We start from the raw sequence: 16932 nt of genomic DNA, 5'->3' as shown, positions 1-16932 counted from the left end.
TCACGTTTTAGAAATATAAATAAGTAAAACTACTTTAAAGTAAACTTCACCTTGGTTTTAATAGCATCCGAAGAATTGCCTATTAAGGCCTCAAAATCTCCGGGTTCTGCAACCCAGTCGTGTTTTTCGGCATCGAAGAAACTTAAAGCTGTTTTATCGATAGTAAATGTTACTTCCTTTTGCTCTCCCGGATTCAGGAATACTTTTTCAAAACCTTTCAGTTCTTTGGCTGGCCGCTGAACGGATGATTTAAGATCGCTGATATAGAGTTGTGCCACTTCGGCTCCCGCTTTTTTACCAGTATTTTTAACCGTTACCGCAAAAGTGATTTTGTCTTCCTGCGATATTTCTTTTTTATCTGCTTTTGCTTTTCCGAACTCAAAAGTGGTGTAGCTCAAACCATGTCCGAAACTGAATAAAGGTTTGATTTTTTTCGTATCGTGCCATCTGTATCCTACCAAAATCCCTTCATTGTATTTGATATTGATCGGATTTTTCTGATCTTTTCCTTTTCCGGCAGCCAGCTCTTCTTTATTTCCCGGATATTCACCCATTTGGTGAGCTGCATTGTCTTCAAGCTTTACAGGAAAAGTAAACGGCAGCTTTCCGGACGGATTGGCATCGCCCGCCAATACGGCAGCCAGCGAATTTCCTGCTTCAGAACCCAAATACCAGGCCTGAACGATTGTAGGAACTTCTTTCACCCACGGCATAGCAACTGCATTTCCGGATACCAGAACTACGGCAAGATTTTTATTGGCTTTTGCTAATGCAGAAATCACGTTATCCTGATTGTATGGCAGTCCGTAGCTTTTTCTGTCGTTTCCTTCACTGTCCTGGAAGTCAGCTTTATTCAATCCGCCTACAAAAATGACGTAATCTGAAGATTTAGCCAATGCTACAGCTTCTTCCAGAAGAGCTTCTGGAGAGCGGTCTTCCTTCAGGTTTTGTCCGGATTTCACGCCGTTGTATTCTCCGCCAATGTCTCCTACATATCCTCTTGCATACTGTACATCTGCCTGTTTCCCGAATCTCGCCTTAATTCCGTCCAAAGGAAGCGTTTCATATTTTACCTTTAAAGAGGATGAACCTCCGCCAACAGTCATTATTTTGATGGCATTTTCTCCGATAACGGCAATTTTTTTAGCTTTATTAATATCAATCGGAAGAACATTTCCCTGGTTTTTCAACAGTACAATCCCTTCCTCACCAATTTCTCTGGCTACAGCTTTATGCTCTTCAGAGGCAATATTTCCGAAAGGCTTATTCCTGTTCATTGTGGTTTTATAGGCAAGACGTAAAAGTCTGGTCACTTTATCATCAAGCTCTTTTGTTCCTACTTTTCCTTCTTTAATGAGCTTTAAATAAGGTTGTGCTAAATAATAGCTGTCATACGCATTGGAATGCCCTTCTGATAAACCGTTGGTCCAGCTTCCAAACTCAAGGTCAAGACCATTGTGGATGGCCTGTTCGGTATTGTTTACCGCGCCCCAGTCTGAAACAACAACACCTTTGTAGTTCCATTCTTTTTTCAGAATATCATTAAGGAGGTATTGATTCTGGCTTGCATATTGCCCTTTGTACATATCATATGCTCCCATTATCGTCCAGGAATCTCCTTCGGTAACGGCAGCTTTAAAAGGCGGAAGATAAATTTCATACAACGTTCTGTCGTCTACAATGACATTGCTGGTGTGACGGAACATCTCCTGATTGTTCAGGGCAAAATGCTTTACGGAAGTTGCTACGCCGTTGGATTGTACTCCCTTAATGTAAGGCACCACCATTTTTGAGGTTAGAAAAGGGTCTTCTCCCATATATTCAAAGTTTCTTCCGTTGAGGGGCGTTCTGTAAATGTTGACGCCTGGTCCCAGAAGAATGTCTTTTTTTCTGTAACGGGCTTCTTCACCCAATGCTTTACCGTAATTCCAGGACATGTTTTTATTCCATGTTGCGGAAAGTGCGGTGAGGGCAGGATAGGCAATGATGGAATCATTGGTCCATCCGGCCTGGTCCCATTCGTCCCATTTTACTTCAGAACGTACGCCGTGCGGCCCGTCGGTTGTCCAGAATTCAGGGATTCCCAGTCTTGGTACTCCGGGAGAGCTGAACTTGGATTGTGCATGAAGCATGGCAATTTTTTCCTCAAGCGTCATTTTGGAAAGAGCATCCTGAATGCGCTGTTCAACAGGTTTTGATTCGTCTAAATAAACGGGAAGTGTCTTGGTATTTTGAGCCATATACGAAGCGGAAATAAGTGTAAATAAACTTACAATGGCGGTTTTCTTTAACATAAAAAGCCTTTTTTAGATTAAAAGCAAAAGTAGGGAATTTTTTTATTATCTCAAATTGAGAAAATGTAATTTAATACAATTGGTTATCTTTCAGGATTTATAAAAAACAAAAAGCACCATTTCTTGAATAAAATGATGCCGCAAAAATATTTAAATAGCAAAAATTTTCACCAAACAATTATCTTAAACTGGAAGTGATATTTACTCCTGAAATTGTTTTAGTTCCAGCCTTTAACAGCGCCGCCTTTGAAAATTTCTTCTGCCTTTTTCAATACCTCATCAGATTCGTAAGCCTTTACAAAATTTTTCACTTTTTCTGAATTTTTATTATCCTCTCTTGAAACAATTACATTAACGTACGGAGAATCTTTATCTTCTTTTAGAATTCCCTGCTTTTCTGCATCCAATCCTGCCTGTGCTGCAAAATTATTGTTAATGATTGCCAATACAACTTCCTTATCATCCAATACTCTCGGTAGCTGCGGTGCTTCAATTTCAATAATTTTTAACTGTTTTGGATTTTCAGTAATATCAGTGACTTTAGGAAGCAGGCCGACGTTATTTCTCAGATTTAGCAAACCGTTTTTCTGCAACAATAGTAAAGAGCGCCCTCCATTGGTCGGATCATTTGGAATCACAACGGTACTTCGATCCTGCAGCTCGCTGATATTTTTGATCTTTTTGGAATAGGCAACAATAGGATAAACGAACGTATTTCCCACAACAGCCAGTTTGTATCCCCGCTGTTTCGACTGTTCATTCAAATAGGGTACATGCTGAAAAGCGTTGGCATCGATATCTCCGTTGTTCAGCGCTTCGTTGGGTACAACATAATCATTGAAGGCAACGAGTTCCACATCAAGGTTGTATTTTTCTTTGGCTACTTTTTTGGCAGTCTCAGCAATTTCCTGCTCCGGACCTGAGGTAATACCCACTTTAATGGTATTGGGATTATCTTTACCGGAATTACAGGATGCAAATAAAAGCGCTGCACTAATGAGTCCTAAAATCTTTCTTTTTTTCATTTTTTAAATTTTTCTTTTTTTCCAATGGTAAGAAAGCGAAAATCACGGAAGAGTATTAATCTCAGGGTGCCCCGGAAATTCGCTCTTTACCACCAGTGACAAAGTTTTGCAATGCCACCACACTATTTCACATTCACATTATATCAAATCTTTAAGCTAATATTTTAGCTTACATTATTATCTTTTCTTATTAATAATTTATCGGTGGTCAAATCTTTTAGCCAGTCGGTCACCCGAAAACTGGATGATAAAAACAATAGCCACCAGTAAGCCAAGCACAAGATTCATAATGACTGCATCATAACCGATATACCCGTACTGATAACCAATCTGTCCCAATCCGCCGGCTCCCACTGCTCCGCCCATTGCAGAATACCCTACTAAAGTTATTAAAGTAATCGTTGCATTGTTGATTAAAGAGGGAAGTGCTTCCGGCAACAGAATTTTCCTGATGATCTGAATTGGGCTGGCTCCCAGTGCTCTGGCGGTTTCTATTAGTCCGGACGGAACTTCCAGCAGGCTGTTTTCAACCAGTCTGGCAATAAATGGTGCTGCCCCGATGCTCAGTGGAACCAATGCTGCATTCACACCTATTGATGTTCCCACCAGACCTCTTGTGAAGGGGATCATCCATACAATCAGAATAATAAAAGGTATAGAGCGGAAAATATTAACCAGAACCGACAAAATTCTATTATAAATACTGTTTTCCAGAAGCTGTCCTTTTCTCGTCAGGAACAGAAGGATCCCAACGGGCAGGCCTAAAACAAATCCGAAAAATCCGGATACAAATGTCATAAAAACTGTCTCCCAAACTCCCTTTGAAAGGAGCGCAATCACCGTATCACTAAGCATAACCTCTTACTCTGTTTTGGATTTTGTTCTGATTCAAATAATAAATCGCCTGCTGGTTTTCTTCTTCACCGCCTTGCAGCTGTAACAAAAGCTTACCGAAATTGGCATCACCCAAGTATTCTACATCTGCTTTCAGAACTTTATAAGGGATTTTGTATTTATCATACACAATGGAAAGAAGCTCTTCAACAGAAATGGCTTCGTTTACTTCTACTTCTATGAGAGGAAAAAGACCGTCTTTCGGTTCCTTTTGCATTTTTTTATTAAGTTCTTGCGGTATGTTCATAACACCTGAGTTTAAAAATTGTCTGATGATGGGATGATCTTTTTGTGAAATAATTTCACGTAAAGTTCCTTTTGTAATAAGTTTTCCTTTGTCTATAACAGCAACATGGTTGCAGACCGAGCGAATAACTTCCATTTCGTGGGTAATCAGCAGGATAGTAATGCCAAGCCTTTGATTAATATCTTTTAAAAGCTGTAGGATTGACAACGTTGTGGCGGGATCCAGTGCACTGGTTGCTTCATCGCAGAGCAGAAGATAAGGATCATTGGCAAGCGCCCTGGCAATTGCTACTCTTTGCTTTTGGCCTCCCGATAGGTTTTTCGGGTATTCATTAGCTTTATCTTCAAGTCCGACAATCTTAAGCAGTTCATTGACTTTTTTATGAATTGCCGCTTTATCCGCCCCATCCAGTTCCAGCGGTAGGGCAATATTTTCAGAGACAGTTCTCGAAGAAAGAAGATTGAAATGCTGAAAAATCATTCCTATTTTCTTTCGTTCTTTAGCCAATTCCCTGGATTTTAATCGGGTAAAATCTTTTCCATTGATGATAATTTCGCCTTCATCCGGTTTTTCAAGCAGATTGACCGTTCTGATCAGCGTGCTTTTTCCGGCTCCCGAAAATCCGATGATGCCAACGATATCACCTTTTTCGATACTCAGGCTGATTTGATCCAGCGCTTTAAAAGACTGCTTTTTCTGATGGAAAGTTTTTGATATATTTTTTATTTCTATCATGTTTACGATTCATTATTAAACAAAAAAGGCTCTACAACTATAAGTGGTAAAGCCTTCAAAATATGTCATATAAAAGTAAGGTCAGTCACCACGATGCTCTATTTCAGGCATACAGCAATACATCATCATTGTTCTGATGGTATGCTTGATGATGAAAATATTTTTCAAACCTGTATTCACTGTTTTTTATCTTCTGATTACGGTTGCAAATATAGGACATAAATTTTCATTAGTCCACTAAAAAAGTAGACTTTTTGTAAAATAATTTTAAATTTAATTTTAATCTGTTGATTTTTAAATATTTATTTTTTTGTAAATAATATTCATTAAACAGTTTTAACCAATCTTTAATCTTAATTTAAAAATAATCACATAAATCGTCATTCAAGATAATCTCATTTATTAAACTAGTTAAATGTGAGTAAAGAGTCAACATACTACATTTGTATTATAAAATTAAACAACATGAACAATAGAATTTTAGGATTGCACCATATTACCGCAATTGCAGACAATGCCAAAAGAAATTTAGATTTTTATACTCAGGTATTGGGAGTAAGACTCGTTAAGAAGACCGTTAATTTTGATGATCCGGGAACCTATCACTTTTATTTCGGAAACGAAGAAGGAACACCCGGAACGATTCTTACATTCTTCCCTTGGGAAGGAATAGGTAAGGGCACCAACGGATCAGGGCTGGCTACTCACATCGGATATTCAGTTCCGAAAGGAAGCCTCGGTTTCTGGAAAAGCAGGTTGCAGCAGTTTAATGTTAATGTAGAGGAAGGAGAAATATTTGGTGAAAATTTAATTTCATTTCAGGATCCGGATGGTTTGCAGCTTCAGTTTATCGAATCTTCCACAGACGAAAGAAAAGTCTGGACAACAGCGGATATCAAAGAAGAAAATGCCTTGAAAGGATTTCATAATGTAACGCTTTCATTGAAAAAAGCAGAACCTACCATTAAGATTTTGACCGATATCTTCGGATATGATCTTCAGAAACAGGAAGGCAAAAGATACCGTTTTGCCACAGATGCTGTAGAAACGGCCAATCTCGTTGATATTATTGAGAACGATAAATTATTAACCGGAAGAAATGCGGCAGGAACCAATCACCACGTAGCTTTCAGGGTTAAAGATGATGCTGTGTTGATGGAATTTCGCGAAAAAGTACTTTCCGCAGGACTGAACATCACTCCTAAAATCGACAGAGATTACTTCTACTCACTATATTTCCGCGAACCGGGCGGTGTTTTATTCGAAATTGCTACCGATAATCCGGGATTCACGGTAGACGAACCTTTAAACGAATTAGGAACAAGCTTAAAACTCCCTAAACAGCATGAAGGTTTACGTCAGAAAATAGAAGAAGTATTGCCGAAGTTATCATAGATCATCAGCCATTTTCAGCAAACGCAGTAATTTAGCAGTAAGGAATAAGCAATAAACAATTTGCTATTAACAAACAACTATCAACCAACAACTAAAAAATATTATGGAAACAACGAAAGTAGTTTTAGGAAACGTAAGAGGAGAAATACAGCTTTTTTCAGACGACAGTAAGGCCGGGAAAATGGATATTTCAGTAATAGGAAAAAAATTAACAGTATATCACACCGAAGTAAACGAAGAATATTCAGGAAAAGGTTTTGCCAAAATATTATTGGATAAGCTGGTCTCCTATGCAAGGGAAAATGATCTTAAAATCGTACCGTTGTGTCCGTATGTTCATGCCCAGTTCAAAAAAAACCCGGAATTGTACAACGACGTTTGGTTAAAAGAAGAATAATTTATTTAACTTCAACCTCAACCTCAACCATAAATCAAAAACCATGACAATGATCACAGGACTTCACCACGTTACAGCCATTACCGGCGATACACAGGAAAATATAGACTTTTATACCGGAATTTTAGGACTCCGGCTGGTAAAAACAACCGTTAATTTCGATTATTCAGAAGTATATCATTTTTACTTCGGGGACGAATTCGGAACTCCGGGAACCATTATGACCACCTTTCCATACGGAAAAGGACTGGTCAACGGAAGACACGGAAAAGGAATGCTGAATACAACAGCGTTTTCCGTATCCATCGATGCGCTGGATTACTGGGTAGACCGCCTGAATCAGTTTAATATTCCTTTCAAGCAGCCTCAGCAAAGATTTTCCGGTGAAGTATTTATTTATCTTGAAGATTTTGACGGGCTCGGACTGGAACTGGTTTTCAATGATAAGGATGAACGTAAAGGCTACAATAACCATTTTATCCCTAAAGATTTTGCCATTAAAGGAATTCACCATGTGGAAATCTGGCTGGATGCCTACGAGAGAACAGCAGCATTATTAACTACTCAGATGGATCATCAGCTTATTAAAGAAAGTTCAGACCGGTTTAGATACGCAGTTCAAGATGCTCCCGGAAAATATATAGATCTCGTTTGCACTCCGAATGCTCTGAAAGGACTTGCCGGAAGAGGAACGGTTCATCACGTTGCCTTTGCTACGCCGGATGCGCAAACCCAGCTTGAAATGATTGATAAGCTCAATATATTCGGACTGGAGCATACTGAAGTGAAGGACCGCAAGTATTTTACTTCCGTCTATTTTAAAGAGCCGGGTGGTGTTTTGTTTGAAATTGCTACTTCAGGTCCCGGGTTTGATGTTGATGAGGAGCTCGCTTCATTAGGTGAACATTTAAACCTTCCTCCACAGTTTGAAGAAAAAAGAGAACATTTGGTGGAAGTTCTCCCGAAATTTAATTATCCAACAGAAAAATACAGATAAACATGGCCCATATTTTAGATATAAAAACAGCAGGAAAACCATTGAATGAAGCAGAAAAAGCTTTAATTATGATACACGGAAGAGGTGGAAGCGCACAGGATATTTTGAGTTTATCGCAATATTTAAACATAAAAGAATATGCATTGCTTGCTCCACAAGCTACCAATGGAAGCTGGTATCCGCTTAGCTTCATGGCTCCGGTAGAACAGAATGAACCCTGGCTTTCATCGGCATTGGAAATTATTGGAAAAACCGTGGAAAAAGCTTTAGCAGAAGGAATTAAACCTGAAAATATCTATTTTTTCGGATTTTCACAGGGAGCCTGTCTTACCCTGGAGTTTTTAGCCAGAAATGCTCAGAAATTCGGTGGGGCAGTGGCAATTATCGGCGGAGTAATTGGTGAAAAGATCAACCGGGAAAATTATAAAGGCGACTTTGCAAAAACCCCTGTTTTCCTCGGAACCAGCAATCCCGATTTTCATGTGCCGGTAGAAAGAGTATATGCGACGGCAAATATTTTCAGGGAAATGAATGCAGACGTTACCGAAAAAGTCTACCAGAATTTTGGACACTCTATCAATCAGGAAGAGATTGAAATGGCGAATTCACTGATTTTTGTATAGATAAAAACTTACTATTTATTTTTCTAAACGTCATGATGATCACAAGAATATTTAGTGATGAAAAAGGAGAGTCTCATTTTGAAGATCTCGACATTCCTTTAATCGATCAGGGGGAAATAGGATATTTATCTGAGAACTTTGAAGTTAAAAAATTACAGTTCAGTTTCAAACCGGTGAAATTTTTATGGTAGAAGACACAGCCGGAAAAGGTCATAAAACCAGAAACCTGGAAAAGAAGGAAAGAACGTCATTATTCATACATTTGTAAGAAAAAGACCGGAAGATAATAGACGAATAGATAGTAGATAACCAATAACAAAAGAGTAAATAAGTTAAAGAAAACGACCTGTGAAGCTGAAGCGTAAAGAAAATTACTTTTGCGAACATAAAGAAAATTCTACTGTCCGAAGCGCGATAAAAATATAAAACCGAAGAACCAGCATTGAATTTGCAAGTTTTAGAATTTTAGAGAGCAGAAGAAATTTTTAGCGTAAGGTTCCAGTCTTGAACTTTTTTAAGACAAAAGAAAATAATACATAGAAAAATAAAAACCATGCACGAACAACTACTCCTTATATTGGGTCTTCTCCTCATTGTGATGCTCCTCGTCATGCTGGCGCAGCACATAAAAATTGCATATCCTATATTTCTGGTATTGGCCGGATTAGGTATCAGCTTTATTCCCGGAGTTCCTGTTCTAAAATTGGATCCGGAAATTATATTCCTGATTTTCCTTCCGCCGATTTTATATGAAGCAGCCTGGTATACCTCCTGGAATGACTTCTGGAAATGGAAAAGAACCATCGCACTTTTAGCTTTCGGATTGGTTTTTTTTACTTCTCTGGTCGTGGCATTCGCTTCACAGGCTTTAATTCCGGGCTTCACATTAGCATTAGGCTTTTTGTTGGGCGGTATTGTATCACCTCCCGATGCGGTTGCCGCAACAACAGTTCTGAAAGGATTGAAAGTTCCCAAACGTACCATTGCCATACTGGAAGGAGAAAGCCTTATTAATGATGCTTCATCACTTATTGTTTTCAGGTTTGCCCTTGCTGCGGTAATGACCGGTGTATTTTCCATGCAGGAAGCAACCGGGCAGTTTTTTCTGGTGGCAGGAATGGGCGTAGTGGTAGGTATTGCCGGAGCGCACGTTTTTTATGCTATTCATCGGTTTCTGCCCACAACTCCGGCAATTGATGCAGCACTTACCGTAATTACACCCTATATTTTATTTTTGTCTGCAGAATATTTTCACTTTTCGGGTGTTATGGCGGTGGTGAGCGGCGGGTTGTTTATGTCATTCCGTGCCCATGAAATATTTAAAACCGGTACAACAAGGGTTAATATGTTAGGCGTCTGGAATACCCTTATTTTTGTGATGAATGCATTGGTCTTCGTACTGATTGGGCTTCAGCTTCCTGATATTATAAACGGCCTCGGAGAAACCTCATTATTAGAAGGCATAAAATACGGCCTTATCATCAGTGCTATTGTCATTGTCGTAAGAATGATCTGGATTTATCCCGTGGCGCATATCCCGAGATGGCTTAGCAAAAATATCCGAAAAGACCCGACACCGGGCTGGAAAAATCCGCTGATTATCGGTTGGGCAGGAATGAGAGGCGTTGTTTCACTGGCAACAGCGCTTTCAATTCCTGTAATGATGAACGAACAGTCGGAATTTCCTATGAGAAACCTCATCCTGTTCATCACCTTTGTGGTTATTTTTGTGACCCTGGTATTTCAGGGGCTTACGCTGCCTTTAATTATAAAACTTATCAGAATTGAAGAGATCGATCCTATTCAGCCATCCCATGAACAGCAGGCGGGAATACAGATCAGGCTTGATAAACTGGCACTTAACACACTTCACGAAAAATATCAGGAGCATATTAATCGTAACAGCCTTGTTGAAAATTTTAGAAATACTGTTGAAAGCGATATTAAGCTTAGAAAAAACCACTTAACTTCAATCGAAATGTGCACGAACAGGCAAAAAGACCTTAAGGAATACCATGAAATCATGCTGAAGATTTTTGCGCTTCAGCGGAAAGAATTGTTTAAAATGAAAAGAGAAAAAAGCTTCAGCGACGACGAGATCCGGAAAGCAGAATCACAGCTGGACCTGAACGAACTAAAAATCACAGGAAGTAAACATTTGTAAAGCAATTATTGGAAATGAAAAATCCAATGATTTGTAATCTGTCATACTCAAGAATCGTGATCTTTATTAGGTGAAATGACTTTGTGTAACTTAAAGCAGAAAATATCTAAAAATATTTGTGCCCCCTTTACATTTTAAAAAATCTGGCAAATAATAAATAAAAAAGTAAAAATGAATACCTTACAATTCTTAGTCATCGGAAAAAACCAGGAGATCCTTGATACCCTGAAAAGAATCATTGAAAACAATGAAGGCTGGAAAGCAGCCATCCAGACTGATGAAAATTCATGCTATGATGTGATCAGAAATAATGATATTGACGTTGTCCTTCTAAGTTCCGGTCTCGACGAACAGTTTGAAAAAGATATTAAAGTATTTTGCAAAAATCTGGAAAAAGAGGTAAAGATAATTGACCATTATGGCGGAGGAAGCGGATTATTAAAGAACGAAGTTTACACACTTTTTCCTAATTTGCAGCCTTAAACTGCAACTATGTCTGAAAACATCATTGGAAACGTAACACGATTCATTACTCTCGATCCTAAAGAAAAACAATTTTTTACAGATTTACTTACCCTTCAGACCTTTCCCAAAAAGACTGTGCTGCTACGCGAAGGAGAAATCTGCCAGTTTGAAGGATACATTCAGAAAGGCTGTGTAAGAGTATATTATCTTGATGACAATGGCTTTGAAGTCACCATCCTGTTTGCCATAGAAGACTGGTGGATCAGTGATATTGCTTCATTTCAGGATCAGAAGCCATCTCATTTATACATTGAAACGCTGGAAGATTCGGAAATTTATATGCTGAATCCGGAAACCAAAGAAAAACTATTAACCGAAATTCCCAAATTTGAAAGGGTTTTCAGAATGCTCGTTCAGAGGAACCTTTCCACACTCCAGCACCGTCTCGTGAATACCATTTCCAAAAGTGCTTCAGACCGTTACCTGGAATTCATAAAAGTCTACCCTTCCATTCCGCAAAGAGTGGCACAATACTATATTGCTTCCTATCTCGGCGTTTCCAAAGAATTCGTAAGCACCATCCGAAAACGCCTCGCTTCAAGACAAAAATAATGTTCAAAATTCAATAACGCGCGCGCAATTCCCCTCCTCCAGAGGGGTGGCAAAATTTGGAGAATTTTTGACGGGGTGGTTTTATCATCACAATTTCTTTTCATGTTTAATGTTGCACGCTGTCATCCTGAGCGCGAAGCAGTCGAAGGATCTCTAATATAACGCTATAAAAAAACGAACTAGGAAACTGAAGCGTGAAGAAAAATAGTTTTATGAACGTAAATAAAATCCCACTGTCTGAGTGCGACAGTAATAATAAACCGAAGAACCAACAGTAAATTCGCACGAGTTTTGGGATTTTTAGAGAATAAAAATATTTTTTAGCCTTCAGGTTCCAGTCTTGAATTTTTGTTTCTTTTGTTTTAAGACAAAAGAAATTAACAGATAATAATCTTTGTTATCATTGAATTTCATTTTCACGACAAAAGAAATTGAAAAATGCTTGTTGAGATTCTTCCAGAATGACCAACTTTAATATGCCCACTATAAAATTGACCCAGGAAACTGAAGCGTCAAGAAAAATAGTTTTATGAACGTAAAGAAAATCCCACTGTCTGAGTGCGACAGCAATAATAAACCGAAGAACCAACAGTAAATTCGCACGAGTTTTGGGATTTTTAGAGAATAAAACTATTTTTTAGCCTTCAGGTTCCAGTCTTGAATTTTTGTTTCTTTTGTTTTAAGACAAAAGAAATTAACAGATAATAATCTTTGTTATCATTGAATTTCATTTTCACGACAAAAGAAATTGAAAAATGCTTGTTGAGATTTTTCCGGAATGACCAACTTTAATACACCCACTATAAAATTGACATAGGAAACTGAAGCGTTAAGAAAAATAGTTTTATGAACGTAAATAAAATTCCACTGTCTGAGTGCGACAGCAATAATAAACCGAAGAACCAACAGTAAATTCGCACGAGTTTTGGGATTTTTAGAGAATAAAAATATTTTTTAGCGTAAGGTTCCAGTCTTGAATTTTTGTTTCTTTTGTTTCAAGACAAAAGAAATTAACGACTAACAATAAACAATTCTTTTTAGCATTGAATTTCAATTTCAAGACAAAAGAAATGAATTTATTAAACTAGTTAAATGCACAGGAATTTCCATCCACCTAATTTTGTCCTACCAAAAGAATAAATAACATACAGATATGGACAGAAAAGATTTTTTAAAAAAAGGATTATTGGGAACAGGAATGTTCGTGGCATCAGCATCGTTAGGAAATACGATGAAAAATGAAATTGATGAAATTGAGCCGCTGGAACCGATTGGCTACAACCATCTTCCCAATCCCGATTCAAAAATAAAAGACAACTCTGTTATTCATAAAGCAGATACAAGAGGGAAAGCAGACCACGGCTGGCTGGTGAGCCATCATACCTTCAGTTTTGCCAATTATCATAATCCGGAAAGAATGCATTTCGGGGTATTACGAGTTTTAAATGATGATAAAGTAGAAGCGGGAAGGGGTTTCGGAACACATCCTCACGACAATATGGAGATTATCAGCATTCCATTGGAAGGCGATCTGGAACATAAAGACAGTATGGGAAATACAGCCGTTATCCGAAGCGGTGATATCCAGGTAATGAGTGCCGGAACAGGAATTATGCACAGTGAATTCAACAAAAACCAGGATCAGCTGGTAAAATTTCTTCAGATCTGGGTGTATCCGAATAAAAGAAATGTGACGCCAAGATACGATCAGATTACTTTAGATAAAACGAAAAGCAAAAACAAATTCCAGCAGATCCTTTCTCCGAATCCCGATGACGAAGGGGTATGGATTCATCAGGATGCATGGTTTCATTTAGGAAGCTTTCAAAATAACAGCGAAACCACCTATCAGATTAAGAAAAAAAGCAATGGCGTGTATGCATTCATCATCAAAGGAAGTGCTGAAATCGAAGGCCAGAAGCTGGAAGAAAGAGACGGCTTCGGCGTTTGGGATATTTCGGATTTACAGATTAAAGCAACATCAGAAAATACGGAAATTCTTCTCATGGAAGTTCCGATGACAATGTAAAATAAAATAAATTCATGAACCTGGTTCATAAGTATTGTTGGTGAGCTCTCTTTTTAAGGGAGCTTTTTATTCAACGGCCACACACTCAGCAATCAACCATCAACCAACACTCATCCGCCATCAACAAATTAGCAAAATCCAAAAAAAATCCCGATTTTTGCCCTCTTCAAAACTCCAAAAAATTCATGAAACTTTGTATTGCCGAAAAACCCAGTGTTGCCAGAGATATTGCCAAAGTATTGGGCGCCACCACTCCCAAACAGGGATATATGGAAGGAAACGGCTATTGTGTGACATGGACATTCGGGCATCTCTGCACCCTTAAAGAACCGCACGATTACGGTCCGCAGTACAAATCCTGGAATCTTTTTCTGCTACCCATTATTCCCCATAATTTCGGGATCAAATTAATTCCGAATAAAGGGGTTGAAAACCAGTTTAAAGTTATTGAAAAATTAGTAGCCGAATGTGATGAGGTCATTAACTGCGGGGATGCCGGACAGGAAGGAGAGCTCATCCAAAGATGGGTATTGCAGAAAGCGAAATGCAACAAACCCATTCAGCGTTTGTGGATTTCATCTCTTACCGAAGAAGCCATTAAGGAAGGTTTTGCCAGTCTGAAACCAGCCGAAGACTACAAAAATTTATATCTCGCCGGAAATGCAAGGGCGATCGGCGACTGGCTTTTAGGCATCAATGCAACAAGGCTTTTCACCAAAAAATTCGGGGGAAACAAAGCGGTGCTTTCTATCGGAAGAGTGCAGACTCCTACACTGGCCATGCTGGTTCAGCGTCAAAAGGAGATTGATGCCTTTACCATAGAAGAATATTGGGAACTGAAAACGAAATACAGAGACGTTGTTTTTAATGCCGCCATCGACCGTTTAAAAACATTAGAACGCGCCGAAAAAGGCCTGGAATATTTAAAAGAAAACCTTTTTGAGATCGTTTCTTTCGAAATTAAAGAGGGTAAAGAAAAAAATCCGAGATTGTTTGACCTTACCGGACTTCAGGTCGAAGCCAACAGAAAATATGGTTATTCCGCAGAAAATACATTGAATTACATCCAAAGCCTTTACGAAAAAAAGCATGTCACCTATCCTCGTGTAGATACAACGTATTTATCTGAAAGCTTATATCCGAAAATAGAGGGAATCCTAAGAAAAATGACATTCTACCAGGAGCTTGTTTCACCATTGCTGCAGGCACCTATTCCCAAATCCAAAACGGTTTTTGATGATACGAAAGTCACGGATCACCACGCGATTATTCCTACGGAAGTTCCGCCTTCCCAAAATCTGAGCAGAGAGGAAAAACTGGTGTATGATTTAATTGCTAAAAGATTTATTTCTGTTTTTTATCCTGAATGTAAAATTTCAAACACCTTGGTAGAAGGAAAAGTAGGAACCATTCCTTTCAAAACCAGCGGAAAACAGATTATCGAACCGGGATGGAGAGCATTATATGCGAAGGAACCGAAAGATGAATCGGAAAAATACAAAGATAAAGAGGAAGAACAGACCGTTCCGGAATTTACCGTAGGAGAAATCGGACCGCACGATCCGATGATCCATCAGGGTAAAACCTCACCGCCAAAACCTTACACTGAGGCAACACTTCTCCGGGCCATGGAAACAGCAGGGAAACAGGTGGAAGACGAAGAACTCCGTGAATTGCTTAAAAACAACGGGATCGGAAGGCCATCAACCCGAGCCAATATCATCGAAACTCTTTTTAAAAGGAAGTATATCGAAAAGAAAAGGAAAAACCTCATCGCTACCCAAACCGGTATTCAGCTTATTGATACCATCGAAGACGAACTCCTGAAAAGTCCGGAACTTACAGGAGAATGGGAATTCAAGCTCCGAAAAATTGAAAAGGGTGAATATGAAGCCAATCAGTTTAAAGAAGAACTGATCCGAATGGTAACGGAACTTACAGAAAAGGTAGTATATGGTAAAGGAAAAGTAATTAATCTGGAAGAAGAAAAAGCAGGTAAAGAAAAGAAAAAACGCGAACCTGCCGTTAAAAAAGAGCTGCAATCCTGGGAAGAAACAAAATGCCCAAAATGTAAAGAACACCATCTTATGAAGGGGAAAACAGCTGTAGGATGTTCAGACTTTAAAAACTGCGGATTCAAAGTAACCTTTGAAATATTCGGTAAAAAATTATCGGATAAGCAGCTGATGGATTTGGTATTAAAAGGAAAAACTTCAAAGTTAAAAGGGTTTATAACCCATCCCGAAAGTTTGGCGGAAGGTGTTTTGTCTATGGATGAACATTTTCAGATTATTTTAAATTAATTAAGGTAAGATTTTTACCTCCGCTCAGCAAAGGCTGTTACAAAATAGTATTAAATAAGAACTGTTAGTATTTGCAATGTCATGCTGAGCTTGTCGAAGTATCTGTACAACAAGCAAAGAATAGAATTTTTCACTGCGAACATCAATAGCAGCGGACTTTAGTCCGCTTTCAAATAAAAACTTCAAACGGCTTTAGCCAAAACTTACTGCAATCTTAACTGCTTAGATTACCATAATGGTTTAATCAAAATAATAACGGAAATATATTTGCATTGTTTTTTAAAATTGTATTTACATTTACCTTTAAAATCAAAACATGACCCCCGAAAAAAAACAGCTCATCACCAATAGTTTCAACCGCTCCGAAACATTGAAATTCTACAAAGCAGAACTTTTGGAAGTTGAAACCGACTTTATCTCCATGAAAATTCCTAAAATGGATCTGATGACCCGAAAAGCCGGAATGTTCAATGGAGCCATGATTGCTTCTTTGGTTGATGTCTCTTCCGGATATGCTGCAGTAAGTCATTATGAAGAAGATTGCTATGTTGTAACCGTAGAATTAAAAGTGAATTATCTGAGACCGGCCATCGGTGATGCATTGGTTTCAAAGTCGTACGTTATCAAAGGTGGCGCAAAAATCAGCGTTATTCGTACTGAAATCTATACTGTTGATGAAAACAATGAGTCTGAAAGTCACGTTGCCACTTCACTCGTTACCATGATGAAAATAAAATAATTTTCGAAAATTT

15 protein-coding genes are annotated in these 16932 nt (G+C 38.5%); 11 read left to right on the top strand and 4 right to left on the bottom strand.

Features of this window, described 5'->3' with window-relative positions; all coding sequences use genetic code 11:
• Window positions 1-29: 29 nt before the first annotated feature.
• From SOP96_RS07965 to SOP96_RS07950, 4 genes are all read right to left on the bottom strand, one after another.
• Entirely contained in the window at window positions 30-2294 is a 2265-nt protein-coding gene (locus SOP96_RS07965; protein ID WP_326320455.1) for a glycoside hydrolase family 3 C-terminal domain-containing protein, read from the bottom strand.
• Between the two features lie 218 nt (window positions 2295-2512).
• Window positions 2513-3319, bottom strand: a complete 807-nt coding sequence (metQ, locus tag SOP96_RS07960) for a methionine ABC transporter substrate-binding lipoprotein MetQ (protein ID WP_326320454.1) — start codon at window positions 3317-3319, stop codon at window positions 2513-2515.
• Between the two features lie 198 nt (window positions 3320-3517).
• Window positions 3518-4174 carry a methionine ABC transporter permease MetI gene (gene metI, locus SOP96_RS07955; RefSeq protein WP_326320453.1) on the bottom strand — a complete coding sequence of 219 codons (657 nt, stop codon included), beginning with the start codon at window positions 4172-4174 and terminating at the stop codon, window positions 3518-3520.
• On the bottom strand, window positions 4167-5195 hold the full coding sequence (locus tag SOP96_RS07950; RefSeq protein ID WP_326320452.1) for a methionine ABC transporter ATP-binding protein: 1029 nt from the start codon (window positions 5193-5195) through the stop codon (window positions 4167-4169). Before SOP96_RS07950 ends, metI begins: the two co-directional genes overlap by 8 nt.
• 465 nt (window positions 5196-5660) lie before the next feature.
• Here SOP96_RS07950 and SOP96_RS07945 point away from each other — a divergent pair, with 465 nt between their 5' ends.
• From SOP96_RS07945 to SOP96_RS07895, 11 genes are all read left to right on the top strand, one after another.
• The gene (locus tag SOP96_RS07945) at window positions 5661-6590 is read left to right on the top strand and encodes a ring-cleaving dioxygenase (RefSeq protein ID WP_326320451.1); all 930 of its coding nucleotides are present in this window, start codon (window positions 5661-5663) and stop codon (window positions 6588-6590) included.
• Window positions 6591-6693: 103 nt separating this feature from the next.
• Complete coding sequence (locus SOP96_RS07940) at window positions 6694-6987, top strand: GNAT family N-acetyltransferase (RefSeq protein WP_326320450.1); 294 nt, start codon at window positions 6694-6696, stop codon at window positions 6985-6987.
• A gap of 49 nt (window positions 6988-7036) precedes the next feature.
• Window positions 7037-7984 carry a VOC family protein gene (locus SOP96_RS07935; protein WP_326320449.1) on the top strand — a complete coding sequence of 316 codons (948 nt, stop codon included), beginning with the start codon at window positions 7037-7039 and terminating at the stop codon, window positions 7982-7984.
• 2 nt (window positions 7985-7986) lie between these two features.
• Window positions 7987-8607 (top strand): alpha/beta hydrolase, encoded by a 621-nt coding sequence (locus tag SOP96_RS07930; RefSeq protein WP_326320448.1) that lies wholly within the window; start codon window positions 7987-7989, stop codon window positions 8605-8607.
• Window positions 8608-8639: 32 nt separating this feature from the next.
• Window positions 8640-8798 (top strand): hypothetical protein, encoded by a 159-nt coding sequence (locus SOP96_RS07925; protein ID WP_326320447.1) that lies wholly within the window; start codon window positions 8640-8642, stop codon window positions 8796-8798.
• A 362-nt stretch (window positions 8799-9160) separates the two neighbouring features.
• On the top strand, window positions 9161-10771 hold the full coding sequence (locus SOP96_RS07920) for a Na+/H+ antiporter (protein WP_326320446.1): 1611 nt from the start codon (window positions 9161-9163) through the stop codon (window positions 10769-10771).
• A 171-nt stretch (window positions 10772-10942) separates the two neighbouring features.
• Complete coding sequence (locus tag SOP96_RS07915) at window positions 10943-11254, top strand: hypothetical protein (protein WP_326320445.1); 312 nt, start codon at window positions 10943-10945, stop codon at window positions 11252-11254.
• A 9-nt stretch (window positions 11255-11263) separates the two neighbouring features.
• The gene (locus SOP96_RS07910) at window positions 11264-11848 is read left to right on the top strand and encodes a Crp/Fnr family transcriptional regulator (RefSeq protein ID WP_326320444.1); all 585 of its coding nucleotides are present in this window, start codon (window positions 11264-11266) and stop codon (window positions 11846-11848) included.
• Window positions 11849-13001: 1153 nt separating this feature from the next.
• Window positions 13002-13877 carry a pirin family protein gene (locus tag SOP96_RS07905; RefSeq protein ID WP_326320443.1) on the top strand — a complete coding sequence of 292 codons (876 nt, stop codon included), beginning with the start codon at window positions 13002-13004 and terminating at the stop codon, window positions 13875-13877.
• A gap of 185 nt (window positions 13878-14062) precedes the next feature.
• Entirely contained in the window at window positions 14063-16180 is a 2118-nt protein-coding gene (locus SOP96_RS07900; RefSeq protein ID WP_326320442.1) for a type IA DNA topoisomerase, read from the top strand.
• 316 nt (window positions 16181-16496) lie between these two features.
• Complete coding sequence (locus SOP96_RS07895; protein ID WP_326320441.1) at window positions 16497-16919, top strand: PaaI family thioesterase; 423 nt, start codon at window positions 16497-16499, stop codon at window positions 16917-16919.
• Window positions 16920-16932 lie beyond the last annotated feature (13 nt).

It is taken from the genome of Chryseobacterium salviniae (assembly GCF_035819015.1).
Classification (GTDB): domain Bacteria; phylum Bacteroidota; class Bacteroidia; order Flavobacteriales; family Weeksellaceae; genus Chryseobacterium; species Chryseobacterium salviniae.
Note: the sequence above shows the minus strand (reverse complement) of the source record. Positions and strands in the feature narration are given on the sequence as shown.

What these genes read in the sequence shown, in the direction of transcription:
- SOP96_RS07930 (WP_326320448.1), top strand. Translation starts at nt 7,987, where the DNA reads ATGGCCCATATTTTAGATATAAAAACAGCAGGAAAACCATTGAATGAA.
- SOP96_RS07915 (WP_326320445.1), top strand. Translation starts at nt 10,943, where the DNA reads ATGAATACCTTACAATTCTTAGTCATCGGAAAAAACCAGGAGATCCTT.
- SOP96_RS07935 (WP_326320449.1), top strand. Translation starts at nt 7,037, where the DNA reads ATGATCACAGGACTTCACCACGTTACAGCCATTACCGGCGATACACAG.
- SOP96_RS07940 (WP_326320450.1), top strand. Translation starts at nt 6,694, where the DNA reads ATGGAAACAACGAAAGTAGTTTTAGGAAACGTAAGAGGAGAAATACAG.
- SOP96_RS07925 (WP_326320447.1), top strand. Translation starts at nt 8,640, where the DNA reads ATGATGATCACAAGAATATTTAGTGATGAAAAAGGAGAGTCTCATTTT.
- SOP96_RS07900 (WP_326320442.1), top strand. Translation starts at nt 14,063, where the DNA reads ATGAAACTTTGTATTGCCGAAAAACCCAGTGTTGCCAGAGATATTGCC.
- SOP96_RS07965 (WP_326320455.1), bottom strand. Translation starts at nt 2,294, where the DNA reads ATGTTAAAGAAAACCGCCATTGTAAGTTTATTTACACTTATTTCCGCT.
- SOP96_RS07910 (WP_326320444.1), top strand. Translation starts at nt 11,264, where the DNA reads ATGTCTGAAAACATCATTGGAAACGTAACACGATTCATTACTCTCGAT.
- SOP96_RS07950 (WP_326320452.1), bottom strand. Translation starts at nt 5,195, where the DNA reads ATGATAGAAATAAAAAATATATCAAAAACTTTCCATCAGAAAAAGCAG.
- metI (WP_326320453.1), bottom strand. Translation starts at nt 4,174, where the DNA reads ATGCTTAGTGATACGGTGATTGCGCTCCTTTCAAAGGGAGTTTGGGAG.
- SOP96_RS07920 (WP_326320446.1), top strand. Translation starts at nt 9,161, where the DNA reads ATGCACGAACAACTACTCCTTATATTGGGTCTTCTCCTCATTGTGATG.
- SOP96_RS07895 (WP_326320441.1), top strand. Translation starts at nt 16,497, where the DNA reads ATGACCCCCGAAAAAAAACAGCTCATCACCAATAGTTTCAACCGCTCC.
- SOP96_RS07905 (WP_326320443.1), top strand. Translation starts at nt 13,002, where the DNA reads ATGGACAGAAAAGATTTTTTAAAAAAAGGATTATTGGGAACAGGAATG.
- metQ (WP_326320454.1), bottom strand. Translation starts at nt 3,319, where the DNA reads ATGAAAAAAAGAAAGATTTTAGGACTCATTAGTGCAGCGCTTTTATTT.
- SOP96_RS07945 (WP_326320451.1), top strand. Translation starts at nt 5,661, where the DNA reads ATGAACAATAGAATTTTAGGATTGCACCATATTACCGCAATTGCAGAC.